Source organism: Tritonibacter multivorans (assembly GCF_001458415.1).
GTDB lineage: Bacteria > Pseudomonadota > Alphaproteobacteria > Rhodobacterales > Rhodobacteraceae > Epibacterium > Epibacterium multivorans.
The window spans coordinates 1-24,016 of sequence record NZ_CYSD01000033.1 but is presented as its reverse complement, the minus strand read 5'-3'; the positions used below and the strand labels follow the sequence as shown (position 1 = coordinate 24,016).

Annotated in this window: 26 protein-coding genes, 1 tRNA gene and 1 pseudogene; 12 read left to right on the top strand and 16 right to left on the bottom strand. The window is 59.7% G+C overall.

The genetic code is table 11. The annotated features are described in order from the left end of the window. Nucleotides 1-60: 60 nt before the first annotated feature. The 3 genes from TRM7557_RS10250 to pheS all read right to left on the bottom strand — a co-directional run bounded on the left by TRM7557_RS10250 (nucleotide 61) and on the right by pheS (nucleotide 2,464). Nucleotides 61-834: a glutamine amidotransferase-related protein gene (locus TRM7557_RS10250; RefSeq protein WP_058290125.1), complete on the bottom strand. Its 774-nt coding sequence runs from the start codon at nucleotides 832-834 to the stop codon at nucleotides 61-63. Between the two features lie 258 nt (nucleotides 835-1,092). Further along, nucleotides 1,093-1,389: a hypothetical protein gene (locus TRM7557_RS19875; protein WP_131727551.1), complete on the bottom strand. Its 297-nt coding sequence runs from the start codon at nucleotides 1,387-1,389 to the stop codon at nucleotides 1,093-1,095. Between the two features lies 1 nt (nucleotide 1,390). Next, nucleotides 1,391-2,464 (bottom strand): phenylalanine--tRNA ligase subunit alpha, encoded by a 1,074-nt coding sequence (pheS, locus tag TRM7557_RS10240; protein ID WP_058290123.1) that lies wholly within the window; start codon nucleotides 2,462-2,464, stop codon nucleotides 1,391-1,393. A gap of 202 nt (nucleotides 2,465-2,666) precedes the next feature. Here pheS and TRM7557_RS10235 point away from each other — a divergent pair, with 202 nt between their 5' ends. Beyond that, nucleotides 2,667-3,653, top strand: a complete 987-nt coding sequence (locus tag TRM7557_RS10235) for an adenylate/guanylate cyclase domain-containing protein (RefSeq protein ID WP_058290122.1) — start codon at nucleotides 2,667-2,669, stop codon at nucleotides 3,651-3,653. A 5-nt stretch (nucleotides 3,654-3,658) separates the two neighbouring features. On the opposite strand, the gene TRM7557_RS10230 is transcribed toward TRM7557_RS10235, so the two are convergent. The 5 genes from TRM7557_RS10230 to pyk all read right to left on the bottom strand — a co-directional run bounded on the left by TRM7557_RS10230 (nucleotide 3,659) and on the right by pyk (nucleotide 7,358). Further along, nucleotides 3,659-4,726: a Hint domain-containing protein gene (locus tag TRM7557_RS10230; RefSeq protein ID WP_058290121.1), complete on the bottom strand. Its 1,068-nt coding sequence runs from the start codon at nucleotides 4,724-4,726 to the stop codon at nucleotides 3,659-3,661. A 208-nt stretch (nucleotides 4,727-4,934) separates the two neighbouring features. Further along, complete coding sequence (gene rplT, locus TRM7557_RS10225) at nucleotides 4,935-5,300, bottom strand: 50S ribosomal protein L20 (protein WP_058290120.1); 366 nt, start codon at nucleotides 5,298-5,300, stop codon at nucleotides 4,935-4,937. 15 nt (nucleotides 5,301-5,315) lie between these two features. Beyond that, a complete protein-coding gene (gene rpmI, locus TRM7557_RS10220) occupies nucleotides 5,316-5,516 on the bottom strand; it encodes a 50S ribosomal protein L35 (protein WP_058290119.1) in 201 nt (66 codons plus the stop codon). 138 nt (nucleotides 5,517-5,654) lie between these two features. Beyond that, entirely contained in the window at nucleotides 5,655-5,879 is a 225-nt protein-coding gene (locus TRM7557_RS10215; RefSeq protein WP_235811455.1) for a hypothetical protein, read from the bottom strand. Between the two features lie 33 nt (nucleotides 5,880-5,912). Beyond that, entirely contained in the window at nucleotides 5,913-7,358 is a 1,446-nt protein-coding gene (gene pyk, locus TRM7557_RS10210) for a pyruvate kinase (protein ID WP_058290118.1), read from the bottom strand. A 168-nt stretch (nucleotides 7,359-7,526) separates the two neighbouring features. Here pyk and TRM7557_RS10205 point away from each other — a divergent pair, with 168 nt between their 5' ends. Together TRM7557_RS10205 and TRM7557_RS10200 are read left to right on the top strand one after the other, a co-directional pair. Then, a complete protein-coding gene (locus tag TRM7557_RS10205) occupies nucleotides 7,527-8,276 on the top strand; it encodes an N-formylglutamate amidohydrolase (RefSeq protein WP_058290235.1) in 750 nt (249 codons plus the stop codon). Between the two features lie 65 nt (nucleotides 8,277-8,341). Beyond that, nucleotides 8,342-8,656, top strand: a complete 315-nt coding sequence (locus TRM7557_RS10200) for a DUF1244 domain-containing protein (protein WP_058290117.1) — start codon at nucleotides 8,342-8,344, stop codon at nucleotides 8,654-8,656. Here TRM7557_RS10200 and TRM7557_RS10195 read toward each other — a convergent pair whose 3' ends face one another. The 4 genes from TRM7557_RS10195 to dgcN all read right to left on the bottom strand — a co-directional run bounded on the left by TRM7557_RS10195 (nucleotide 8,657) and on the right by dgcN (nucleotide 13,042). Further along, nucleotides 8,657-9,580 carry a LysR family transcriptional regulator gene (locus TRM7557_RS10195; RefSeq protein WP_074942041.1) on the bottom strand — a complete coding sequence of 308 codons (924 nt, stop codon included), beginning with the start codon at nucleotides 9,578-9,580 and terminating at the stop codon, nucleotides 8,657-8,659. It lies immediately after the preceding gene. A gap of 442 nt (nucleotides 9,581-10,022) precedes the next feature. Beyond that, nucleotides 10,023-10,883: a D-amino-acid transaminase gene (locus tag TRM7557_RS10185; protein WP_058290114.1), complete on the bottom strand. Its 861-nt coding sequence runs from the start codon at nucleotides 10,881-10,883 to the stop codon at nucleotides 10,023-10,025. A 10-nt stretch (nucleotides 10,884-10,893) separates the two neighbouring features. Further along, nucleotides 10,894-11,859 carry an N-acetyl-D-Glu racemase DgcA gene (dgcA, locus tag TRM7557_RS10180; protein ID WP_058290113.1) on the bottom strand — a complete coding sequence of 322 codons (966 nt, stop codon included), beginning with the start codon at nucleotides 11,857-11,859 and terminating at the stop codon, nucleotides 10,894-10,896. A gap of 181 nt (nucleotides 11,860-12,040) precedes the next feature. Continuing rightward, the gene (gene dgcN, locus TRM7557_RS10175) at nucleotides 12,041-13,042 is read right to left on the bottom strand and encodes an N-acetyltransferase DgcN (protein ID WP_058290112.1); all 1,002 of its coding nucleotides are present in this window, start codon (nucleotides 13,040-13,042) and stop codon (nucleotides 12,041-12,043) included. 316 nt (nucleotides 13,043-13,358) lie between these two features. Here dgcN and TRM7557_RS10170 point away from each other — a divergent pair, with 316 nt between their 5' ends. Together TRM7557_RS10170 and TRM7557_RS10165 are read left to right on the top strand one after the other, a co-directional pair. Beyond that, the gene (locus TRM7557_RS10170; protein ID WP_058290111.1) at nucleotides 13,359-14,321 is read left to right on the top strand and encodes an L-malyl-CoA/beta-methylmalyl-CoA lyase; all 963 of its coding nucleotides are present in this window, start codon (nucleotides 13,359-13,361) and stop codon (nucleotides 14,319-14,321) included. Nucleotides 14,322-14,428: 107 nt separating this feature from the next. Further along, entirely contained in the window at nucleotides 14,429-14,935 is a 507-nt protein-coding gene (locus TRM7557_RS10165; protein ID WP_074942050.1) for a DUF302 domain-containing protein, read from the top strand. 15 nt (nucleotides 14,936-14,950) lie between these two features. Here TRM7557_RS10165 and TRM7557_RS10160 read toward each other — a convergent pair whose 3' ends face one another. Beyond that, nucleotides 14,951-15,403, bottom strand: a complete 453-nt coding sequence (locus tag TRM7557_RS10160; RefSeq protein WP_058290233.1) for an Lrp/AsnC family transcriptional regulator — start codon at nucleotides 15,401-15,403, stop codon at nucleotides 14,951-14,953. Between the two features lie 72 nt (nucleotides 15,404-15,475). On the opposite strand from TRM7557_RS10160, the gene TRM7557_RS10155 reads away from it, so the two are divergent. Then, on the top strand, nucleotides 15,476-16,072 hold the full coding sequence (locus TRM7557_RS10155; protein ID WP_058290110.1) for a LysE family translocator: 597 nt from the start codon (nucleotides 15,476-15,478) through the stop codon (nucleotides 16,070-16,072). Between the two features lie 4 nt (nucleotides 16,073-16,076). On the opposite strand, the gene TRM7557_RS10150 is transcribed toward TRM7557_RS10155, so the two are convergent. Further along, complete coding sequence (locus TRM7557_RS10150) at nucleotides 16,077-16,913, bottom strand: AraC family transcriptional regulator (RefSeq protein ID WP_058290232.1); 837 nt, start codon at nucleotides 16,911-16,913, stop codon at nucleotides 16,077-16,079. Nucleotides 16,914-17,071: 158 nt separating this feature from the next. Between TRM7557_RS10150 and TRM7557_RS10145 the strand changes: the two genes are divergently transcribed. Together TRM7557_RS10145 and TRM7557_RS19615 are read left to right on the top strand one after the other, a co-directional pair. Further along, nucleotides 17,072-18,034: an acetyl-CoA carboxylase carboxyltransferase subunit alpha gene (locus TRM7557_RS10145; RefSeq protein ID WP_058290109.1), complete on the top strand. Its 963-nt coding sequence runs from the start codon at nucleotides 17,072-17,074 to the stop codon at nucleotides 18,032-18,034. Between the two features lie 216 nt (nucleotides 18,035-18,250). After that, the gene (locus TRM7557_RS19615; RefSeq protein ID WP_074942043.1) at nucleotides 18,251-20,245 is read left to right on the top strand and encodes an acyltransferase family protein; all 1,995 of its coding nucleotides are present in this window, start codon (nucleotides 18,251-18,253) and stop codon (nucleotides 20,243-20,245) included. 11 nt (nucleotides 20,246-20,256) lie between these two features. Here TRM7557_RS19615 and TRM7557_RS10135 read toward each other — a convergent pair whose 3' ends face one another. Beyond that, nucleotides 20,257-20,919: a GntR family transcriptional regulator gene (locus TRM7557_RS10135; protein ID WP_058290231.1), complete on the bottom strand. Its 663-nt coding sequence runs from the start codon at nucleotides 20,917-20,919 to the stop codon at nucleotides 20,257-20,259. 58 nt (nucleotides 20,920-20,977) lie between these two features. After that, nucleotides 20,978-21,676, bottom strand: coding sequence for a M48 family metallopeptidase (locus tag TRM7557_RS10130; protein ID WP_058290230.1), 699 nt, complete (start codon nucleotides 21,674-21,676; stop codon nucleotides 20,978-20,980). A gap of 108 nt (nucleotides 21,677-21,784) precedes the next feature. Between TRM7557_RS10130 and TRM7557_RS10125 the strand changes: the two genes are divergently transcribed. The 4 genes and pseudogenes from TRM7557_RS10125 to TRM7557_RS10100 all read left to right on the top strand — a co-directional run. Further along, the gene (locus TRM7557_RS10125; protein ID WP_058290108.1) at nucleotides 21,785-22,114 is read left to right on the top strand and encodes a TIGR02300 family protein; all 330 of its coding nucleotides are present in this window, start codon (nucleotides 21,785-21,787) and stop codon (nucleotides 22,112-22,114) included. 345 nt (nucleotides 22,115-22,459) lie between these two features. Next, a tRNA-Ala gene (locus TRM7557_RS10115) sits at nucleotides 22,460-22,535 on the top strand. A 171-nt stretch (nucleotides 22,536-22,706) separates the two neighbouring features. Then, nucleotides 22,707-23,862 (top strand): annotated as a pseudogene (locus tag TRM7557_RS10105) (IS3 family transposase). 60 nt (nucleotides 23,863-23,922) lie between these two features. Further along, nucleotides 23,923-24,016: transposase (locus tag TRM7557_RS10100; protein WP_131727550.1), on the top strand; the 94-nt coding region annotated here is incomplete at its 3' end.

Here is a 24,016-nt window from a genome sequence, read left to right as displayed (position 1 = left end):
TTGCCAGAGGCAATGACAAAGATTTCGCACAGGCGCAAGGGTGGCGCGGGGGCGCGAGGCTTAAACCGCAGCTTTGCGGCGCACATGCCCCAGCCAGTTCTGCAGTTCCAGTGTTCGTGCAGCCAGTTGCGCAGGGTCAGTCCCCAGACGCGCGGCCGCCGCCGCATCAGAATCGCCGGTCTGCAGATCGCGCAGCAAGGTGTCATTGTCGCCAAAGGCATCGCCCGCAGCATAGACACCAATATCCGCAAGGCTCAGTTCCGGGTGATACTGCGCGCCCCAGAAATCCACCGTGCCGGATTGGCAGGCGATGGTCTGGATCTGCGTGTGCGCGTTGAAGGCCATCAGCACGGTGTCCGGCCCCAGCGAGGTGACCTCGTGACGGTGAATGCAGGGCACAGAGAACCCGGTTGCACGCCCTTCCATCATCGGATGCCCCTGCCCGGCCTTAGTGATCTGCAGGTTCTGCGCCACGCCAATCTCGCGGCCATTGGGGCAATCACCGACGGTGCCGCCCAGCACATAGGCGCCCAGCTGCATGCCATTGCACGACCCCCAGACGGGCAGCCCTGTGGTGAACACCAGCTCCATCGCTGCGCGTAGGGGCGCTGCTTCGGGCGCATCCACCCCAAAGGGCGTACCGGCCCCGGTAAAGATCACCCCATCAACGCCCCCGAGCTGCGCGGACGACAGATCCGCCGCGTAAGGAGACACCAGCCGCAGCTCGACCTCGGGCGCGAAATCCGCAAAGGCCCGCAGGAAGCCGTAGGAGCCAGAATGGCCTTTGACCACCAGATCGGGGGTGTTGCCTTCGACAATGAGAATGGTGGTCATGGGGGCGGCTCCTTCGGTCTTTTGCCGAAGGATGCCCTAAGCCGCCCTAGGGGAAACCGTCAAGACGCGACAAATGCTGACGAAAACGGAGGGCAGCGCCCGACCCTGGGTGGGTGCGAAAGCGCCCTCCCGGGGGGAGGGTCGGGCGCTGCCCGGTCTATCGACCGGGGAATAACTGAACAGAAACGACAACGCGCCAGCGCCGAAGGCAAAACAATGGATGGGCCGACGTACGCAAAGCCGCAAGCCGCCTGACGATTACTTTCGAAACCCCTTGAGGAGTTTCCTCGTCTTCCTCAGTTGTGCTTGAGTTTCTTGTTGCCGCAACACGCGCTGTCTCTGAATGCGTTGATCAATGCCGAAAAAAACGCTGACAGGCACGCCGCCACAAACAAGGACAGGGCCGCCAATCACGGCTGGGGCAAAGAACATCAACCCTATCGCAAAAACAAAAAAAGCTGCGCCTGCCAGAAAGATTTTCCAGCGCGGCGCAGCTTTTGAAACGGCCTCACACCAATCCACGTAGCGTGCAAGGTAGAAGCCGAAGAGATACATATTAACGGCTCAGACCACCATGCAGCGTCGGCACGTCGAGGCATTGGAAGCCGTAGTGACGCAGCCAGCGCAGGTCCGACTCGAAGAAGGCGCGCAGGTCGGGGATGCCGTATTTCAGCATCGCCAGACGGTCGATGCCGATGCCAAAGGCAAAGCCCTGATAGACCTCCGGGTCGATGCCACCAGCGGCGATGACCTTGGGGTGCACCATGCCAGAGCCGAGGATCTCCATCCAGTCGTCGCCCTCGCCGATCTTCAGCGTGCCGTCTTTCCACGAGCAGCGAATGTCGACCTCGGCGGAGGGTTCGGTGAAGGGGAAGTGCGACGCGCGGAAGCGCAGTTCCACATTGTCGACCTCGAAGAAGGATTTCACGAACTCTTCCAGCACCCATTTCAGGTTCGCCATGGAGATGTCCTTGTCGAGCGCGAGGCCCTCGACCTGGTGGAACATCGGCGTGTGAGTCTGGTCGTAGTCGGCGCGGTAGACGCCGCCGGGACAGATAATACGCAGCGGCGCGCCCAGTTTCTCCATCGAGCGGATCTGAACGGGGCTGGTATGCGTGCGCAGCACATGCGGCGGACGGTCGTCGCCTGTCGCACGGTGCATGTAGAAGGTGTCCATCTCGGCCCGCGCGGGGTGGTGGCCGGGGATGTTCAGCGCGTCAAAGTTATACCAGTCGGTGTCCACGCGCGGGCCTTCCTGCACGGAAAAGCCCAGCTGTGCGAAAATCGCGGTCAGCTCTTCGCTGGCCTGCGCGATCGGGTGCAGGGTGCCCGCCCGACGCGGACGCGTGGGCAGGGTGACATCCAGCCATTCCGACCGCAGACGTTCGTCCAGCGCGGCATCCGCCAGAGCGGCCTTCTTGGCGACCAGCGCGGTGTTGATCTCGTCCTTCAGGGCATTCAGCGCCGGGCCCGCCACCTGGCGTTCCTCGGGTGTCATCTTGCCCAGCTCGCGCATTTTCAGCGCCACTTCGCCTTTTTTACCCACAGCCGCGAGGCGCACGGCCTCCAGCGCGTTTTCATCCTGTGCGTCGGCGATCTGCGCCAGGTATTTTGCCTTAAGATCGTCCATGACGGCCCCTCAAGTTTCGCTTTCCTGCCCTGCTACCACAGAACCGCGCGAAAGCAAGGGGACGGGCGGGCCTTCGTTGCGACCAAAGACCCGCAGGTTGCCGCAAATCCCCGATTTCGCGCAAAAGGGAACTTGCAAGACGCGCCAGCGCTGCCCACATTGGCATCAAACCATATGCCCTCCTGCCGCTGGAGCAGATTTCATGAATGCCGCCGTTACCCGCAAGCTGACAACCATTCTGGCCGCTGACGCCGAACGTTTCTCGGCGGCGATGGAGGCGGATGAGGATGGCACCTATGCCGCCCTCAAGGCCGCGCAGAAGGTGTTTTTCAAACTGATCGAACAGCGCGGCGGCCGGGTGGCCAATACCGCAGGTGACGGGCTGATTGCGGATTTCCCTTCAGTGGTCGAAGCCGTGCGCTGCGCGCTGGACGTGCAGCAGGAACTGGGCGAGGCTGAAAACAGCCTGCGCTTCCGCATTGGCGTGCATCTGGGCGATGTGATCTGCGATGGCGCGGATCTGATCGGCGAAGGCGTGAACCTTGCTGCGCGGCTGCAGGCCATGGCAGACCCCGGCGGCATTCTGATTTCGCGGCAGGTCTATGATCAGGTGAAGAACAAGTTCAACATCGGCTTTGACTACCTCGGTGAACGCCGCGCCAAGAACCTGCCCGAAGAAATTGAAGTCTTTCGCATCACTTATGGCGCGGAAGCCACTGCGCGGATGGACAGCCTGCGCCCAAAGGTCGATGTGCCGCGTCCGCGCAGCAAGGTGTCACAGGTCTGGGAGGATGATTTTGACTCCGCCTCTGCCTCGGCCCAGACCGCAGCGGATCTACCGGCACGGGTCATGGACAAACGCCTGCCCTGGGTTGCGGGCGGCGTTGGCGTTGCGGTGATCATGAACATTGGCAGCGGTGGCAGCTTCTGGCCCGCCTGGCCGGTTCTTGTGTTTGGGATGCTCTATGGGCTGCGCCATGGCACCGAGATGGTGGGGCGCAAGACCTTCAAATCCGTGCCGATCCAAATCTGGGTATTGTCGATTTTCCTGCTGTGCATCAACCTGATGAGCCAGTCCGGCCCCTGGTCGCTGATCCCGATTGGCGCGATGTTTGGCATCAGCCTGCTGGCGCGGGGCAGCCGCCGCGACAAGACAGCCGGGAATCAGACGCCAGACCTGCGGCAGTAAGCCGTTCAGTAAATATCGAGAACCGCCGCTTCTGATGCACGACAGATGCGCCGCGCCGCCATGCCACAGGCATCCGGCGAATAGCGCAGCTCCGGGAACAGCGCGAACAGCTCTTCGCTCATCTCGCAGGGCCAGCCGTTCAGCCCCTGCGGGCCCGGCAGGAAGCTTTCCGAAATCAGCCCCGCCGTTGTGACCAGCTGGTGCTGTTCAAACATCACATGGACATAGGTGACCGCGTCGCAAGGCGCGCGATAGATCGTGTCGCCATTGACCAGCGCCTTGGCCGGAGCAAGCACCTCGTCTTCGCCAAAGTACAGCTCTGCCATCCAGCCCGCGATCAATAGCCGGTGCTGCGGAGAGACCTGCAGGTCCCGTTCTGCCCCCAAGGTGCCCTTGGAGATCGTGATCGGGGCGAACTTCCCCTGCCCTGCGACGGTGCGCTGCCCGGCCCAGATGATCGGCTGTGCGCCCGCATCTTCGGTCAGGACCAGATCGCCGGGGCGCAGATCCTCGACCCGGCGGGGGCCATCAGGCGTATCCATCAGCGTGCCCGCCACAAAACAGGCCAGACCGGAATCACCGGCGTTCACGGCCGCATGCACCAGATCATCAGGATTGGGCTGGTTGAACTGCAGGGTGGTGGTGGTGCTTTGCGGGCCGGTCAGTACCGGCAGATTGACCGAGGTTTCCCCCGCCGCCGCCCCATCCAGCGCCGTGATTTCCTGGGTGCCACCGCCGATATCGTAGAAATCGATCACCTCACCGGTTTCGGTATTGGTCAGCGCAAACGCTTCGTAGTTGTTGGAACCGCTGCCATCGGGGTCGGTCAGGAACATGTTGAAATGATCGGCCGAGATCACATAGACCATTTCATCATTGTCGAGATCGGGCGTGACAATGACGTCTGGATGGGTCAGCGGAACCTCAAGACCAACCGAGCCGTCCTGATTGTAAAACGACACCACAAAATCCGCCGCATCGTCGCGTGGACGCAATGCAACCTCCAAGAACTCTGACACGCCAGAGGAGTTTGCGTAGGCATTGGAATAGTGCAGTTCGCTTATGCGGGCCATTGTGCTCACCTGATTTGCTCAGGTCGTAGCAAAGGACTCAATTGGGGCAATTTTAGGGAATTGTTTACGAAAAATTAACCATGAGCGACCTCCGTGCCCTTTCGACCACCGCAATGCCCCCGGCACCGTTCGCACCCATGCGCCTTTAACCAACAAAAAAACCCGCCGATTGCTCGACGGGTTTTCTTTTTTCGCAGTCAGCGGAGGCTTAGGCAGCCAGCGCGTCCTGTGCCTGACGGACGATCGCGCCGAATGCTTCGGGCTCGTGCACGGCCAGGTCGGCCAGAACCTTACGGTCCACTTCGATACCGGCCAGGTTCAGGCCGTTGATGAAGCGAGAGTAGGTCAGGGCTTCGTCGTGTGCGCGCACAGCAGCGTTGATACGCTGGATCCACAGTGCGCGGAAATTGCGCTTGCGGTTCTTACGGTCGCGAGTTGCATATTGGTTCGCCTTGTCGACGGCCTGACGGGCAACTTTGAAGGTGTTCTTGCGGCGGCCGTAGTAACCTTTGGCTGCCTTGATGACCTTCTTGTGACGGGCGTGAGTTGTGGTACCACCTTTAACGCGGGACATATCTCAGATCTCCTCTTAGCGGGCGTAGGGCATGTAGCCCTTAACGATCTTTGCGTCCGGTGCGGACAGGGTGGTGGTGCCGCGGGCGTCGCGGATGAATTTCTTGGTGCGTTTGATCATACCGTGCTGTTTGCCGGCCTGAGCAGCTTTGACCTTACCGGTCGCAGTCACCTTGAAGCGCTTCTTGGCGCTCGACTTTGTCTTCATTTTGGGCATTTCGGTCTCCTTTTTTTGGTGTTCGCTGCAGCGATTATTGAGGATCGCAATTGCACGCGACACGGCATGCCACTTCGGCCGGACGCGCGAACAGAGCAGCCCTTTACCGAAGGACAGCAAAATGTGCAAGAGATTCGTCTAGAAAAGCTGGCCCAAGACCCGGAAAAATACCACCGGCAGCTCTGCCATATCATAGCCACCTTCGCGGCTGTGGGCGGCATAGGCAATACAGCCCGCGCCCGCAAGCATCAAGACCACAGCAAAATGCGGCCTGTGCCGGTTGGCATAGGCCGCAACAAGTGCGGGGAGCCCCAGCCAAGCCAGAACAAACCCCGCCACCAATAGATAGTCACTTTCGATCAAGGACTGCCCCTAAGAGTCGTTGTTGGAACGACCTTATTCCGGGTCGGTGTTGTAAATCAAACGCTCATCACAAGGCGCAATGCGCAGGATGTTGGTCGTGCCCGGCACGTTGAACGGCACACCTGCCGTGACAACGACCTGATCGGTTTCCGAGGCAAAGCCACCGGAACGGGCTGCACGCGCCGCCGAGACAACCGCGCCTTTGAACCGGTCCACTTTGGCGGTTTCAACACAGTAGCAGCCCCAGCTCAGCGCCAGACGGCGTGCAGTGTCGCGCAGCGGGGTCAGCGCCAGGATCGGCACAAACGGACGCTCGCGCGAGGTCAAGAGCGCGGTGGTGCCGGACTGGGTAAAGCAGCAGATGGCCTTGATGTCGGTCTTTTCCGCGATTTCGCGGGCTGCAGCCACAATACCGTCGGCCAGGCTGTCGCCCATCGCCTGACGGGACGCCACAATCACATCGCGGTAGGTCGGGTCGCCTTCGACTTCGATGGCCACACGGTTCATCGTGTTGACCGCTTCGATCGGGTACTGACCGGCCGCAGATTCCGCAGACAGCATGATCGCATCAGTGCCCTCATAGATCGCGGTTGCCACGTCCGACACTTCGGCGCGGGTCGGCATCGGGCTCTCAATCATGCTCTCCAGCATCTGGGTGGCCACGATCACCGGCTTCGCCGCTGCACGGGACTTGCGGATCAGGCGCTTCTGGATCGGCGGCACAGCGGCCACCGGCAGTTCCACACCCAGATCCCCACGGGCAACCATAATGCCATCAGAGGCATCAAGGATCTCGTCAAAGTTCTCAACCGCCTGCGGCTTTTCGATCTTGGACAGAACCGCAGCGCGGCCATCTGCCAGCTGGCGGGCTTCAAACACGTCTTTGGCACGCTGCACAAAGGACAGCGCCAGCCAGTCCACCCCGAGGGAGCAGACAAATTCCAGATCCGCGCGGTCTTTTTCCGACAGCGCCGCCAGCGGCAGCATCACGTCGGGCACGTTCACACCCTTGCGGTTGGAAATGGTGCCACCGGTGGTGACAATGCAGTTTGCGTGCTCCGAAGAACAATCTTCGACCTTGAGGCGGATTTTGCCGTCGTTGACCAGCAGCGATGCGCCCGGCTCCAGCGCCTGGAAGATTTCCGGGTGCGGCAGGCAAACGCGGTTCAGGTCGCCTTCGGTTTTGTCCAGATCAAGGCGGAACTTCGCGCCTTCAACCAGCTCCTCGGACCCATTGGCGAACACACCAACGCGCAGCTTCGGGCCCTGAAGGTCGGCCAGAATGCCGATCGGGCTGTCGAGGTCTTCTTCGACCTTGCGGATGATCTCGTGCTTTTTTGCGATCTCTTCATGAGAGCCATGCGACATGTTCAGGCGGAACACGTCAGCGCCCGCTTCGTGCAGGGCGCGAATGGTCTCGTATGTTTCGGAGGCCGGGCCAAGTGTGGCGACGATTTTGACACTACGGGTGCGTTTCATGGGCTCGATTTCCTCCGGAACGGATCAGAATAATGGCTGTGCGGCTAGGTCGCGTCTGGTATCCTACATGACGGATGTTAACGCAAACATTTCTTCGGGGGTCTTATGGCGCAATTCCAAATTCGCCGCAACTCCCCTATAGGTCGATCAATGATTGATGACACGGCAATGACATACACAGCTTTTTTCACACACGGAACCGAATTGGACAGTCGCTGGCTTATTACCTGCGATCACGCCACCAATTACATCCCGCCCTTTGTCAATGGCGGTGACCTTGGCCTTCCAGCCGAGGACATGGAACGCCACATTGCCTATGATCCCGGCGCCTATGGCGTGGCGCGGGCGCTGGGGGATGCGTTGGGCGCGCCGGTTGTGGCCTCGAACTTTTCGCGGCTGGTGATTGACCCCAATCGCGGCGAAGATGACCCGACGCTGCTGATGAAACTATACGACGGCACCATCATTCCGGCAAACCGCCACGCCGACGAGGCAGAGCTGGACATGCGCCTGAACCGCTGCCACCGCCCCTATCACGATACAGTGGCAGAGCTGGCGGCGCGGCGCGACGACACCATTATCGTGGCCATCCATTCCTTCACCCCGCAACTGCGCGGTCGCCCGCCCCGTCCCTGGGAGATCGGCATTCTGTATCCCGATGGCGAACGCCTGTCCCCTGCCCTGATTGATATGCTGGCCGCGCCGGGCGACCTGACCGTGGGCGACAATGAACCCTACACAGGCTACCTGCCCGGCGATGCCATCGACCGCCATGGCACCAAACAGGGGCGCCCCAACACGCTGGTGGAGCTGCGCAATGACTTGATCACCACAGCCGCGCAACAAGTCCAATGGGCCCATCATCTCGCAGATCTGCTCCCGCAGGCACTTGCGGCCACCGAGACAGCCGAGGGCTGACAAAACTCGGGCCCAGCCCTACATCACAGAAAACCAACACAGCCACGAGCCGACAAGAGGATCCCATGGACGACCAAACCCGCATCGAACTCGAAGCCGCCGCCTTCCGCCGTCTGCAACAGCACCTGATGCAGGACCGCACCGATGTGCAGAACATCGATATGATGAACCTCGCCGGGTTCTGCCGCAACTGCCTGAGCCGCTGGTATCAAGAAGCGGCCAATGAAAAAGGCATCGAGATGGGCAAGGATGAGGCCCGCGAGCTGTTCTATGGGATGACCATGGCAGAGTGGAAGGCCAACTATCAGACCGACGCCAGCCCCAAACAGCAGGCCGCGTTTGAGACCGCTTTCAAAGAAAACGTCTCGGACAAACCCTGATCACTTTGAAGCGGCGGCCAATAGCCCTTCGACGCTGCGCTGCACCATGCGGCGCAGCCACAGATTGCGGGCCGAATTCTCCTGGCGGATATGCCAGGTCAGATCGAAGGTGAAAGGCGCCTTCACAAAGGGCGGCTCGCAGGTCTCCAGGTGCGACAGCGGCCCACGGCTAAGGGTTTCGGGCAATGTGGTGATCATATCCGACCCTGTCAGGGCTTCAGCCATCAGCCAGACATTTTGCACCCGCAGGCAAACTTCGCGGTTGATCGCCCATTGCGCCAGTTGCTGTTCAACATTGCTTTTGGTGCGGCCACCAAAATCCAGCACCGCATGGCGGGCGCTGCCATAGTCCTCGATGGTGGTCACCGGCCCACGTTGGCTTGGGTCGTAGTAAATCACCGACCGATCCTTATAGAGCGCGGAATGCTGCAGTGTCTGCGGATAGGTATTGAGGCGTGGCACAATGGCCAGATCCGCCTCCTGACGTTGCAGACAATCCTCCAGATTATCGCGCGACCCCAGTTCGCGCAGGCAGATTTCCCGAAACGGCACCGTCTCCCACAGGGTTTCGCGCAACCGTGACGACATCACCGCCATGGCGCTGCCGTTCAGGGCAATGATGACTGGCGACTTGTCCTCGGCCGGATCATAATCGTCGCTTTCCCCCAAACTTTCCAGATCCGCCACAATCTGGCGCAGGACCGGAGCCACCCGTGTCGCCAAAGCGGTCGGCACGATCCCTCTGCCGGATTTTTGGAATAACTCTGCCCCCATTATTCCACGCAGTTTCTCTAATGTATGGCTGACCGAAGACTGGCTCTGCCCCAAACGTAAAGCCGCCTTACTTACTGATATTTCGTCATAAACCGCCAGGAACACACGCATGCTCTGCCCGGAAATGTTTGAAATATCGATCTTGTTCATAGGTTAATTCTCTCCGTCGATTGCTTAAGAACCGAGCTGTCCGCAAAATTAACACAACGTTTAGGAGGGCACGAATGGCGAACGCTGCACATACGAACAGCATAGCAAATCAGACCCGAATTCCGAAAGCCCGGAAGGGGGATCGGCGTGACCTTCAAACGCAGGTGGCAGGGGAGGACGACATGGGCTCAGACCGGGAACGCCGGGCGCTTAGTAAATTGGTGGATTACGCCATAGAATGCGCTCGTGACAATAACTTTCGCGAGGCACGTCAGGCCTTAATGGAAGCCCGAGAGAGCCTGCGAAACGCTCCGTCGGCCGCCGACACACGGGAGGTGCATTTTACATCCCGCTTCGCCAAACGGCGCAAAAGCTCACTCACGAGAACATAAAGAAAGGCCGCCCCAAGGGCGGCCTTTTGACTGTCTGGGCCCCACGGCGATCAGATCGCGCTGTTGCGGCTCTCTTCCAGATAAATCTCGCGCAGACGCTTGGCGATCGGCCCCGGTGTGCCATCGCCCAAAGTTGCGCCATCGATTTCCACAACCGGCATCACAAAGGCCGAGGCCGAGGTGGTGAAGGCCTCATCAGCCTCTTTGGCCTCATCAATGGTGAACAGGCGTTCTTCGATCTGCATCTGTGCTTCTTCCGCCAGACGCAGAACCGCCTTGCGGGTGATGCCATGCAGGATGTCATTGGACAGCGGGCGGGTGATGATCTTGCCATCCTTGACGTAATAGGCGTTGTTCGAGGTGCCCTCGGTCACATAGCCATCCTGGATCATCCAGGCATCATCACACCCCGCTTTCTTGGCCATCATCTTGCCCATGGACGGATACAGCAGCTGCACGGTTTTGATGTCACGACGCCCCCAGCGGATATCCTCGATCGAGATGACCTTGGCGCCTTTTTGCGCCGCCGGGCTGTTGGCCAGACCGGGCTTGTTCTGGGTGAACAGCACCAGCGACGGTTCGGTGTCTTCGCCGGGGAAGACAAAATCACGGTCGCCATCCGACCCACGGGACACCTGCAGGTAAACCAGACCTTCTTCGATGCCGTTCAGCTCAACCAGCTTGCGGTGGATCTCCAGCAGTTCGTCTTTGGTGCAGGGGGATTTCATCTCCAGCTCGTTCAGCGAACGCTCCAGACGCACGGCGTGGCCTTCAAAATCGATCAGCTTGCCATCCAGCACCGAGGTCACCTCGTAGACAGCATCCGCAAACAAAAACCCACGATCAAAGATCGAGACCTTGGCCTCTGTCTCTGGCAGGTATTCGCCATTCACGTAAACGGTACGGGTCATGTTCTTCTCCTCAGCCCCACAGCGCGGCAACGGGCGGGTGCACCCCTGCGGCGTCAAAAGTCAACGGTTGGTCCCGGTCTTCGGCCAGAAGCAGCGGCCCGTCAAGGTCTGTCACAACCGCACCCTGCGCCACCAGTGTCGCAGGGGCCATCGCCAGTGACGATCCGACCATACAGCCCACCATCACCTCGAAGCCCTCGGCCAGCGCTGCATCGCGCAGCTTCAGGGCCTCAGTCAGGCCACCGGTTTTGTCCAGTTTGATGTTGATGACGTCATATTTGCCTTTGAGATCCGCTAGGCTGGCGCGGTCATGGCAACTCTCGTCGGCGCAGACCGGCACCGGGCGCTCCATCCCGATCAACGCATCATCATCGCCAGCGGGCAGCGGCTGTTCAACCAGCGCCACGCCCAGTCGCACCAGATGCGGGGCCAGATCGGCATAGACCTCAGCGGACCATCCCTCATTGGCGTCAACAATGATTTTCGACTCTGGCGCACCGGCGCGTACAGCCTCCAGCCGGGGCATATCGTCGGGGGTGCCAAGCTTGATCTTCAACAGCGGGCGGAAGGCATTCTTTGCGGCCTGCGCCTGCATGTTTTCCGGCGTGTCCAGCGACAGCGTATAGGCGGTGATTTCTGGCCCCGGCGCAGGCAGCCCGGCCAGATCCCAGGCGCGTTTGCCCGCCTGTTTCGCCTCCAAATCCCAGAGCGCACAATCCACGGCATTGCGCGCCGCACCCGCAGGCAGCAGATCCTGCAGTTCAGCGCGGGTGAAGCTTTCGGGCAGACCTTCGATTTCCGCCGTCACACTCTCGAGCGTTTCATTGTAACGCGCGTAAGGCACGCATTCGCCCCAGCCCACATGCCCATCCTGCGCCACCTTGACCGTCAGCACTTTGGCTTCGGTGCGCGAGCCGCGGGAAATGGTGAAGACCTGCGCCAGTTTAAAGACATCACCTTGCACGCTCAGCTTCATGAAAGAGCCCTCCGCTCGTTTATTCACGCCCAACCCTGACGGCAGGCCCGCCAAAGCACAAGACCCCGGCCCAACCCTGACGGTCGGCCCAAAGATCAGCGCCCTGACTTCATCTTTTTAAAAATATCCCCGCCGGAGGCTCCCGCAGCGCGCCACAGGCGCCATCCGGCGAAGTTAAACCTCAGATTGCGTCCAGCGCATCGACCAGGCGCGCGGCGCTGTGGCGGTAGGGATCCACGGCCGGCAGGCCCATGTCTTCTTCAACCTTGGCGAGGTAGGCAACCGCCTCCTCTTCGCTCAGGTGCTGGGTGTTGACCGAGATACCAACAATCTTACAGGCCGGGTTCGCGCGCAGCGCCAGCGGCAGCGCGGTGTCCGCAAGCTCCTGCAGCGACGGCACGGAATAGTCCGGCAGGCCGCGCATATGGGTGCGGGTCGGCTCGTGGCACAGGATCAGCGCATCCGGCGCGCCGCCATGAACCAGCGCCATGGTCACACCAGAATAGGACACATGGAACAGCGACCCCTGACCTTCGATCAGGTCCCAGTGATCCGGATCATTGTCCGGGGTCAGATATTCGATGGAGCCGGCCATAAAGTCGGCAATCACCGCATCCAGCGGCACGCCGCCACCGGTGATCAGGATGCCGGTCTGGCCGGTGGCGCGGAAGGTGGATTTCATCCCACGCTTCTGCATTTCCGCATCCATTGCCATCGCGGTGTACATCTTGCCCACCGAACAGTCGGTGCCGACCGCAAGGCAGCGTTTCCCGGTGCGGGGTTTGCCGTTGGCAATCGGATAGGCCACGGTCGGGATGCGCACATCATGCAGGGTGCAACCGTGGGTCTGTGCAGCCGCCACCAGATCGTTTTCATCGCGCAGCAGGTTGTGCAGGCCAGAAGCAATGTCAAAGCCCATCTCCAGCGCCTGAACCAGCAGCTCTTTCCACGCTTGGGAAATCATGCCGCCACGGTTGGCCACACCAATGACCAGGGTTTTGGCGCCTGCTTCCTGTGCCTCGGCCAGGGTCATTTCGGTCAGGCCCAGATCCGCGCCGCAGCCCGGCAGAGAGATCTGCCCCACGGCGTTTTCCGGACGCCAGTCGCGGATGCCGATGGCCACTTTGGCAGCCAGCATATCGGGCACGTCGCCCAAGAACAGCAGGTAAGGAGTTTCGATCATGGCCTGGCCCTTTCGTCTTTATCTAAAAGATGCAGTTTCCCAACGACTTTGGAGGTGACGCGGTGCAAGATGATCTCAAACTCCAGCTCGATTGCGAAATTTTCGGGATTTCATCCCCATTTTGAACAATTCATCGAATTTCCTCCCGCATCGATTAAGTTTTAAGCAAGTAATGACGCAGCGCAGCATGCGAATCTCCGAAACGACGCTGCGGTGCATTTGCTGCAACTGCAAAAAGATCCTTGCGAAGCGGCACGCAAGGAAATAACCATTCGGGCAAGATTGACGCAATTTATGAACCCGGAGAACAAGACACATGAGCTTTCGGATCCAGCCCGCCGCCCCTGCACGCCCCAACCGCTGCCAGCTGTTTGGCCCGGGCTCCAACACCAAACTGTTCCCGAAGATGGCGGCCTCGGCTGCGGATGTGATCAACCTCGACCTAGAGGATTCGGTTGCCCCCTCCGACAAGGACACCGCCCGCGCCAATGTGATCGAGGCCCTGAACACTGTGGATTGGGGCAACAAATATATGTCCGTGCGCATCAACGGGCTGGATACCCCCTATTGGTACCGCGATGTAGTGGATCTGCTGGAGCAAGCTGGCGACCGGATTGACCAGATCATGATCCCCAAAGTGGGCTGCGCCGAAGACGTCTATGCGGTCGACGCGCTGGTCACCGCGATCGAGGCCGCGAAGGGCCGCACCAAACCGGTGTCCTTCGAGGTCATTATCGAATCGGCCGCGGGCATCGCCCATGTGGAAGCCATTGCTGCCAGCAGCCCGCGCTTGCAGGCGATGTCGCTGGGGGCTGCGGATTTCGCCGCCTCCATGGGGATGCAGACCACCGGCATCGGCGGCACGCAGGAAAATTACTATATGCTGCGCGAGGGCGCGAAACACTGGTCCGACCCCTGGCACTGGGCGCAGGCCGCCATTGTCGCCGCCTGCCGCACCCACGGTATCCTGCCCGTCGATGGGCCCTTTGGCGACTTCTCTGATGACGACGGCTATATCGCGCAGGCGAAACGCTCTGCCACGCTGGGCATGGTCGGCAAATGGGCGATCCACCCGAAACAGATCGCGCTGGCCAATGAGGTCTTCACCCCTTCTGAAGACGCCGTCACCGAGGCACGCGAGATTCTTGCGGCAATGGAACAAGCCAAGGCAAACGGCGAAGGCGCCACCGTCTACAAAGGCCGTCTGGTCGACATTGCTTCGATCAAACAGGCCGAAGTGATCGTCGCCCAAGCCGAACTGATTGCCCAGAACGGTTAAACCATAGGCAAATTACCAATAAAGCAGGGGTGTGATCACAATAATTTGCACCCCTGCGCCCTCAACCTCCGGTAAAATGATCGCAAAAGCTCATGACGGAGGTTCCCATGCGACTGCTGACTGCCCTACCGCTTGCACTTTTCTTCCTTTCGCCCGCCATTGCGCCCCCGGTTTTTGCCGAAAACGGGTCGGTCCAGGTGGACGAAATGTCTTCGCGCCCCGGCTGGTCTTATCGGAAAACCAGCAAATCCTACGCCCAGCTGATCGGCGATCTGAAGGCGGCAGTGAAGGCCAATAAATTTGGCATCGTGACCGAGGCCGGCCCAACCGAGGTCGCCCGTGGGCGCGGTGTCCGCATCCCCGGCAACCGGGTCATTGGCGTGTTCAACAATGTCTATGCCGTGCGCGTGCTCGACCTGTCGACGCCTGCAATGATCGAAGCCCCGATCCGGTTCTATGTCACCGAAAACGCCGATGGCTCTGCCGATCTGAGTTATAAGCTGCCATCGACGGTCTTTGCCCCCTATTTGGCCGAAGCCGGACCGGAGCTGGACGTGATCTGCAAAGAGCTGGACCAGATTTTTGCAACCATTGCCCGCACCGCCGCCCAGTAACTGCCAAATTGTCCCTCAGGCGCGCTGATCCTTGGGCGAGCCCATCACCACATAGGTGGTGATCGCCGTCACATGCGGCGAGGTGCCCAGAACATTGGTGTGGAACTGTTTGTAGCTGGGCAGATCAGCGCTTTCGACGCGCAGCAGATATTCAATGGTGCCGGTAATATTGTGGCATTCCACCACTTCGGGCGCCGCCGCCATGGCGCGCTCGAACGCCTCTTGCGCTTCTTTGCTGTGGTCCCCAAGCCCAACACCGATATAGGCCACAAACCCCGCGCCCATAGCCTGCCGGTCCAGCACCGCGCGGTAGCCGGTGATCACCCCCGATTTTTCCAGCTCCTGAACCCGGCGCAGACAGGCCGAAGGCGACAGCCCCACGCGCTCTGCCAGCTCAAGGTTCGAGATCCGCCCATCGCGGGACAGTTCCTGCAATATCTGTTGGTTTATTTGATCCATCTTCGCCATAAGTTGTGAAAATAGACCAAAACCCGTGAAAAACACAATTTCATTTGGCGCTTTTGGGGGAAAAATCCCGCCATGACCTACGAACTTTTCCTCGCCCTTGCAGGCTTTGCCTTTGGCACGGTGATCTCACCGGGCCCGAACAATCTGATGCTCATGGCCTCTGGTGCGAACTTCGGCTTCCGCCGCACGATCCCGCATATGCTGGGCGTGGGCCTGGGCTTTCCGCTGATGATCCTGCCAGTGGGCTTGGGCGTGATGCAGCTGTTTGATCTGATCCCGCAGCTGGCGGTGGTGATGACTGTGGCCAGCGTGGCCTATATGCTGTGGCTGGCGTGGAAGCTGGCCAATGCCGCGGCACCGGGCGAAGGCCAAACCGGCGGCGCGCCTCTGACGTTTCTACAGGCAACCGCATTCCAATGGGTCAACCCAAAGGCCTGGGCGATGGCGCTGGGGGCGATCACGCTTTATGCCACCGACCGCAGCCTTGGCGCGATCCTCTGGGTCTGTGGGACCTATGTGATGATGGGATGCCTCTCCACCACCACATGGACGGTGCTTGGCTTGCAGATTCGCAAGTTTCTGACCAATCCCACCCGGCTGCGCCTGTTCAACTGGTCCATGGCGGCCCTGCTTGTTGCCTCGCTTCTGGCCGCCATTTTGCTAAAGTAAAGCGTCACTTCAGCGGCACACAGATCTCCGTCAGCAGATCCTCGGGCGCGGTGTCAGACGGGTCATTCAGATACACCTCATAGGGGGGCTCGTCCCGCGGCTCTGCGCCGGACTGCGCCAACCAATCGCCATAAAGATACAGATAGGCCTCGCGCAGACCGGCGTAGGGGCCCTTGAACGTCAGCACAGCGGACCGGCCGCCCTGAACCGCGCTTTCTGTCAGCGGATCTTCGACGGGCGTGTCGGGCTGGACAATCACCGCAGCCGCAGAGCGCAGGTCCTCGGCCGCCACCGCGTCCGGGTCATCGTAGTAGATGCCCAGCATCCCTTGGACCTGCGGCCAGAGCCCGCGGGTGCTGCAGATCATGGCAATGCGTTCAAACGCGTGGCCGATGGAATTATAATCGCCTTTATGCGGCAGGCTCGCCAGTCGGCGGTTGGGCAGGTCTTTGATTTCAACGTTAAACATTTTGGTCTCTCCTTTTTTCAGGGTCGCAGGCATGGGGCGAAGAAGCCCCTGTTCGCGAAACCGACCGGGGGGCAGCCCGTATTGCGCCCGAAAGGCGCGGGCAAAGGCGGGCACATTGGCATAGCCAGACCGGGCCGAAATTGCCTCAATGCTGCTGTCGCTCTGCACCAGTTGCGCCGCAGCCTGAAACAGGCGGATCCGCCGCACAGCCTGCGCTGCGGTTTCGCCGCGCAGGGCGACAAACACCCGGTGAAAGTGAAACCGCGACATCGCCGCGACATCCGCCAGATCATCCAATGACAACTGGTCCACCGGCGCGTGGTGAATGTGATCAATCACCCGCAGCATCCGGGCCTCGTAACTCTGTGCCATGTTCCCCTCTTTCGGTTCCTGAAACCGTTCTGACATGCCCTCGCTTACCAGATCTTGCGGAACTGAAGACCTGCGCAAAACTGCCTCTGGTCGGCCAACTGTTGCATCTGATGCGACCTAAGGTCATATAGCGGTTAAACGCGACGAGTAGGGACAGCATGACCCAGTATCTGGATTTCGAGAAACCCCTGGCCGAAATCGAAGGCAAAGCAGAAGAGCTGCGCGCCCTCGCCCGGTCCAACGAAGAAATGGATGTCGAAGCCGAGGCCAGCGCGCTGGACGCCAAGGCGGCTCAGCTTCTTCAGGATCTCTACAAAGACCTGACGCCCTGGCGGAAATGCCAAGTGGCGCGTCACCCCAACCGTCCACATTGCCGCGACTACATCAAAGAACTGTTCACCGAATACACGCCGCTGGCCGGTGACCGGAACTTTGCCGATGACCTCGCGGTGATGGGCGGTCTGGCCCGCTTTGGCGACCAGCCCGTGATGGTGATTGGCCACGAGAAAGGCCATGACACCAAATCGCGCATCGACCACAACTTTGGCATGGCCCGCCCCGAAGGCTACCGCAAGGCGATCCGCCTGATGGAAATGGCCGGCCGCTTTGGCCTGCCGGTCATCACCCTGGTCGACACCGCCGGTGCCTATCCGGGCAAAGGCGCAGAAGAGCGCGGCCAGTCCGAGGCCATCGCCCGTTCGACTGAAATGTGCCTGAAGATCGGTGTACCGCTGATTTCCGTGATCATCGGCGAAGGTGGCTCTGGTGGCGCTGTGGCCTTTGCCACCGCCAACCGTGTGGCGATGCTGGAACATTCCGTCTATTCGGTGATCTCTCCCGAGGGCTGTGCCTCGATCCTGTGGAAAGACGCCGAGAAAATGCGCGAAGCGGCCGAAGCGCTGCGCCTGACCGCGCAGGATCTGGAACAGCTGGGCGTCGCCGACCGCGTGATCCCCGAGCCGATGGGCGGCGCACACCGCGACATCCCCGCAACCTACAGCGTTGTACGCGCGGCCATCACCGAGATGCTGAGCGAAATGAAAGGCAAAGACGCCGAAGCCCTGATCAAGGACCGCCGCCAGCGTTTCCTCGACCTTGGCTCCAAAGGTCTGGCGGCCTAAGCGGCACAAGTCGCCAAGCGAATGCAAAGGGGAGGCAGTTTTGCCTCCCTTTTTTGTGCGCCGCCCGCCGCAAGAAGCGCCGCTTGGGTGTTTCAATCGCAACTTTGTGTTACGCTGTGTTTGTGATGCGCGTCGGCTTGTGTTTTTGGGCTGACGGCGGACCGCCTGCGATCGTGCAGATTTTGTGAGTTTGTTTAGTGAGTTGAGGTTTTTTCTGTGAAGTATCGTTCCGAAATCGATGGGCTGCGGTCCGTCGCTGTACTTCCCGTGATTCTTTTCCATGCTGGTTTTACGGCCTTCGGCGGCGGCTTCGTCGGCGTGGATGTTTTCTTTGTTATCAGTGGCTATCTGATCACCACGATCATTGTAGACGAGCTGGCGCAAGGAAAGTTTTCGATCCTCAAGTTCTACGAGAGGCGCGCGCGGCGTATTCTGCCTGCGCTGTTTGTGGTTTGCCTTGTGTCGCTGGTGATGGCGTGGATGTTTCTCTTGAAACATGACTTCAAAGACTTTGCCCGCAGCATCGTTGCCACAGCCACATTCTCCTCCAATATCTATTTCTGGCTCGAGAGTGATTACTTCGATACCGCGGCCGAACTGAAACCTCTGCTCCACACCTGGAGCCTCGCCGTCGAAGAGCAGTTCTACATTTTCTTCCCGCCCCTTCTGATGCTGCTGTTTCCGAAAGGGCAACGTTTTGTGGTGTTTAGTTTGGGGGTCTTGTTCACCCTCAGCCTGATCGGCGCGCTCTGGCTGTTGCCGCGCGACACCTCGGGTGCGTTCTACCTGCTGCCCACCCGCGCTTGGGAGCTGCTCATCGGCAGCTTTTGTGCGCTGTATCTGCGTGGAAACGTGTTGGCCCTGCCTGTGCTTGCTCAGAACACGCTCAGCGCGTTGGGGCTTGGCATGATTGGCTACTCGGTTTTTACCTTCTCCAAATTTACGCCAACCCCCGGTCTCACAACCTTGCTGCCCACTGTTGGGACGGCACTGATCATCCTATTCGCCCGCCCCGGCACATTTGTCCAAAAGCTGCTGAGCCTGCGGGCCATGGTCGGTATTGGTCTGATTTCCTACAGTGCCTATCTCTGGCATCAGCCGCTGTTTTCCTTCGCGCGCCACAACGCCCTGCACGAACCCCCGTGGCAGGTGATGGTCGCACTGATCGCCCTGACCCTTTTGTTGGCCTGGGCGTCATGGAAGTTCATTGAAACACCCCTGCGCCACAGCACGGCGTCTCAGAACCGTGTGTTTGTCCTCAGCAGTGGCGGGCTGGCGGCCTTTCTTGCGGTTGGGTTGTTTGTGAATTTCAATGCCGCCCTGCCCTATGGGAATGGGCGCTACAATCTGCTCGACAAAGAAGCCAATCTTCTGCGCTTTGAAAACAACAACAAGCGCCTGCAAGAACAATCCTGGGCCATGCTGCGGTCTTATGCAAAGGGGCTGGAATGCGTCGGCGACTGCAGCAAGGGCAACAACGACCGCAAATGGTTTGACGAACAGGACAGCAGACTGCGCCTGTTGCTGGTTGGCAATTCCCACTCCAAGGATGTGTTCAACCTCCTCCACCTCAGCCCCACGGCCGCGCACCATTTGCAAGTCGGGCGCTTCAATGCGCAGATTTCCAACCTCACCAAGGACCACCGTCTGTTTGCCAATACAAACTACCAGATGGCCGAAGTGGTGATGATCGCCAGTCGCTACAAAATTGTGGGTGGCAATGACATCAACAATCTCCAGCCCTTGGTCGAACAGATCCTGTCTGATGGAAAAACGGTGATTTTGCTAAAGAACGTCTTTGAGTTCCCAATCTATCTTGGCGGCAAATGGACCCATTTCGACAAACTGCTACACGAAGCCATGAGCGAGGGTCTCACCAATGGCCCCGAGATTTCGGAACGTTCGGACCGCGACCACTACGCGCTGTTCGAAAGCGGCAAACAGGACCAGCGGGTGACAGCGGCCAATGCCGAAATCGCACGGATCCAGACACTCTACCCGCAGGTGCTGGTCCTGGACCGCATGGATTTCGTCTGCTCGCGCGCTGAACAGCGTTGCTTTACATCCAACGGGCAGCTTGAAAAGTACTTTCCCGATTACGGGCACTACACCGTGGAAGGCGCAAAGGTGTTCAGCAAACGCATGGAAGACAGCGGCTGGCTGCAACCGATTCTGACCGTTTCAGAAGAAGCGCTTAATCTGCGGAATTAGGGGCCCCTGCTTTAGGTCGCAAGCAGGCGCAGCCCCTGGGTCACATCTGAACGCAGCGCAAGGCGCAGCCCCGGCTCGTCCCCGGCCTTGAGCGCCGCAATGATCAGCTTGTGATTATGCGGCGGCTCTGTGCGGCCCAGACGCCCATAGAGCGACCGCATGGTCGGCCCCAGCTGCAGCCAGACCGTTTCTGCCATGGCCAGCATCGCGGGTGCCTGCGCCCGCAGATACAGCGTGCGGTGAAATTCCAGATTGGTGCGGATATATCCGACGGCATCCCGTTTGGAGATCATCTCCGCTACGACACCGTTGATGGTCTGAAGCCGGTCAATCAGCGCCATATGCGCCCGTGGCAGCGCTCGAGAGGCCAGCTCGACCTCGATCAGGGCCCGCAGGGCCGCCAGCTCTTCGATGCGCTCATTGGTCAGCTCTGGCGTGGACACGCGGCCCGAACTGGACAGAAACAATGCCCCTTCCGCAACCAGCCTGCGCACGGCCTCGCGCGCAGGCGTCATGGAAACCCCAAATTCCTTACCGATCCCGCGCAGGGTCAGCGCCTCTCCCGGCGCCAGCTCTCCATGCATGATCCGCGTGCGAAGCGTTCGATAGACACGTTCATGAGCAGACGCAGAAGTTTCGGCGTGAGCCCGCGGCAGGGAGGCAATCTTTTCCATAGGCTGACATGTGATCACAAATTGCCAAAAGATCAATCCCCCGCAGGGCAATCGCGCCCTAAGCGTCGTCCGCCACGTCAAACCGATAGCGATGCAGTGCATTTCCTTCTGTACGCAACCAGCGACGGGCGTCCTCATAGGGGCCGTGGATCCGTGTAACCTGATCCCAGAACGCCTGCGAGTGGTTCATTTCGGCCAGATGCGCGACCTCATGCGCGGCCACATAGCGCAGCACCGCAGGCGGGGCCAGGATCAGCCGCCACGAATACATCAGCGCCCCCTGCGCCGAACAGGAGCCCCAGCGCGACCGCGTGTCCCGCAGCGAGATCCGACTGTACGAGCGCCCCAACCGTTCAGCATAAAAATCCGACGCTGCAACCAGCCGATCGCGCGCCAGTTCGCGCAAATACCGCTCCAGCCGTTTGGGCGCGCCGTTTGGCGGCACCCACACCCGCCCCTCTTCCCGGCGCACGGCACGGCCTTGTCCAGGCAGGATTTCAACCTCCTGCCCCTCGATCGGCACGCCCCCCCCAATCCGCACCGGCGCAAGCCCCGCGTGATTGGCAAGATGCGACCGGATCCAGTCCGCCTTCTCTTCGGCAAAGGCCAGGGCTTCGGCTTCCGGCACGCGACCGGGCAATGTCAGGGTCACCCGACCGTCGAGCGAGGAAATCCGCAGCGAAATTCGCCGCGCCCGGGCAGAGCGCCGCAGAATCAGCGGCACCGGTGGCTCTCCGGGCAAGTGATAGTCAGACATGGGCAGCCCCTTGCGCATAAGGCTTTGACAGTGGTTTCTTCATATGGCAAGGCACCTGAATCGTCGATACGACTCACGCTATACAAAGCTATATTCAAGGGGACCACCATGCCCAAGGAAGAATGGGGTATGAAACGCGTCTGCCCGACCACCGGCAAACGCTTTTATGACCTGAACAAAGATCCGATCGTTAGCCCCTACACGGGCGAGATCGTCGAAGTTGACACCACCAAGACTCGCATGATCGAGGCAGATGCCGAAGATGCAGCGAACCTGAAAGCCAAACAGAACCTCGACGGCGAAGACGTGGTTCTGGACGATGATGATGATGCCGTTGACATGGATCTGGGCGATGATGTCCTGGATGACGATGACGACGAGGACAATGTCTCGCTGGACGAGATTGCCGATGTGGCATCCGAGGACGACGAGTCCTAATCGTCGTGCCCGCGTTTCCGGAGCGATCCGGACCGGGTTCCGACCGGAATGAGGGGGCCGCCTTGCGCTGGCCCCCTTTTCTTTTGCTGGAACGCCCCCTGCTGGAACTTACCCTGCTCAAACGCCCCGCCGGATCTCCTTTGACCCAGCCTGCCGTGTGCAACCTCACTTGCGTGGCTGTTTGCCATTTTTCGCCCCTCCACAGCGCGCTGCCCCCTTCCGGCCCAAGTGGCAGAGCACCAGGTAAAAAAACGCAGCTTCCTGCATTTTCCGCTTGCAGCCCGCGCGCCCCTGCCTTAAATCGCTCCTCACACCGCAAGGCTTTACAGCCACGCGGACCTGGAAGGGGCCTTAGCTCAGTTGGGAGAGCGCTTGCATGGCATGCAAGAGGTCAGGGGTTCGACTCCCCTAGGCTCCACCAAATCTCCATAACATGTTGATTTCGCAGAAAACCCTTTAAAACAAGGGCGTTCTGAACAAGCCTGTACCAGCGAGGTGTTACAGTGGCGGTCTTAGAAAAGATGACAAATGGACCTGTCACGGTTTGATGCCGCTCCTTTGATAGCATTTATTGCAACAAAGGAGACGAACTATGGGATTGAAACGGACGGATGAGTTCCGGGCTGACGCGGTGCGGATCGCGCTCACGAGTGGGCTGACACGCAAACAAGTGGCCTCAGATTTGGGTGTTGGCTTATCGACATTGAACAAATGGGTCACCGCGCATCGGGACACCGATGTGGTGTCCGACAAAGATCTGGATCTTGCTCGTGAGAATGAACGGCTTCGACGCGAGAACCGCATTCTTAAGGAGGAGAGGGATATTCTAAAAAAGGCCACAGCCTTCTTCGCGAGCCAAAAGCCATGAGGTTTCGGTTCATCGAAGAGCATGGCTGCGATTACCCGACCAACCGGCTTTGCCAGGTACTGGATGTCAGCGAGCGAGGCTTACGTTCCTATCGCAGCCGCCCGGCCAGCCAACGGCAGCGAACCGACATGGGTGTTCTGGCACACATCAAGGAACAATCTCGCCTCAGCTTGGGCAGCTATGGCAGGCTAAGAATGACGGAGGAGTTGAAAGAGCTCGGTTTGAATATCGGCCATCCATTGCCCGGCAGGCGAATGCAAAGCATTCTGCCGAGAGGGGCCGCGTCGGTCGATTGATGCGCGAGAATGGTATCCGTGTCGAACGCTCCAAGAAATACAAGGTGACCACTGACAGCAACCATGCGTTCAACATTGCCCCTAATCTGCTGAACCGGGACTTCCATGCGAGTGCGCCCAATCAGAAATGGGCGGGCGATATCAGCTACGTGTGGACGCGTGAGGGATGGCTTTATCTTGCTGTGATCCTTGATCTGCACTCCCGGCGTGTCATTGGTTGGGCGGTGAGCAACCGAATGAAGCGTGATCTCGCGATCCGGGCTTTGAAGATGGCCATCGCATTACGGCAACCGCCTCAGGGCTGCATCCATCACACGGATCGCGGGTCGCAATACTGTTCACATGACTATCAGAAGATCCTGCGCCAGCACGGGTTCCACGTATCGATGAGCGGCAAGGGTAATTGCTATGACAACTCGGCCGTTGAGACGTTCTTGAAAACGATCAAAGCTGAGCTGATTTGGAGACGGTCATGGCAGACGCGCAGAGAAGCCGAGGTAGCCATCTTCAAGTACATCAACGGCTTCTACAATCCGCGCCGCCGACACTCAGCATTGGGCTGGAAAAGCCCGGTCGCCTTCTGACCTGCCACGGGATTTTTCCTCCACCTGCGATTAGAGTCCGGCCCAACCTGAGGACGGACAATGAAGCGAACGAGATTCACGGACGAGCAGATTATTGGCATCCTGGCGGAGCATGAGGCAGGCGCGAAGTGCGCAGACCTGTGCCGAAAGCACG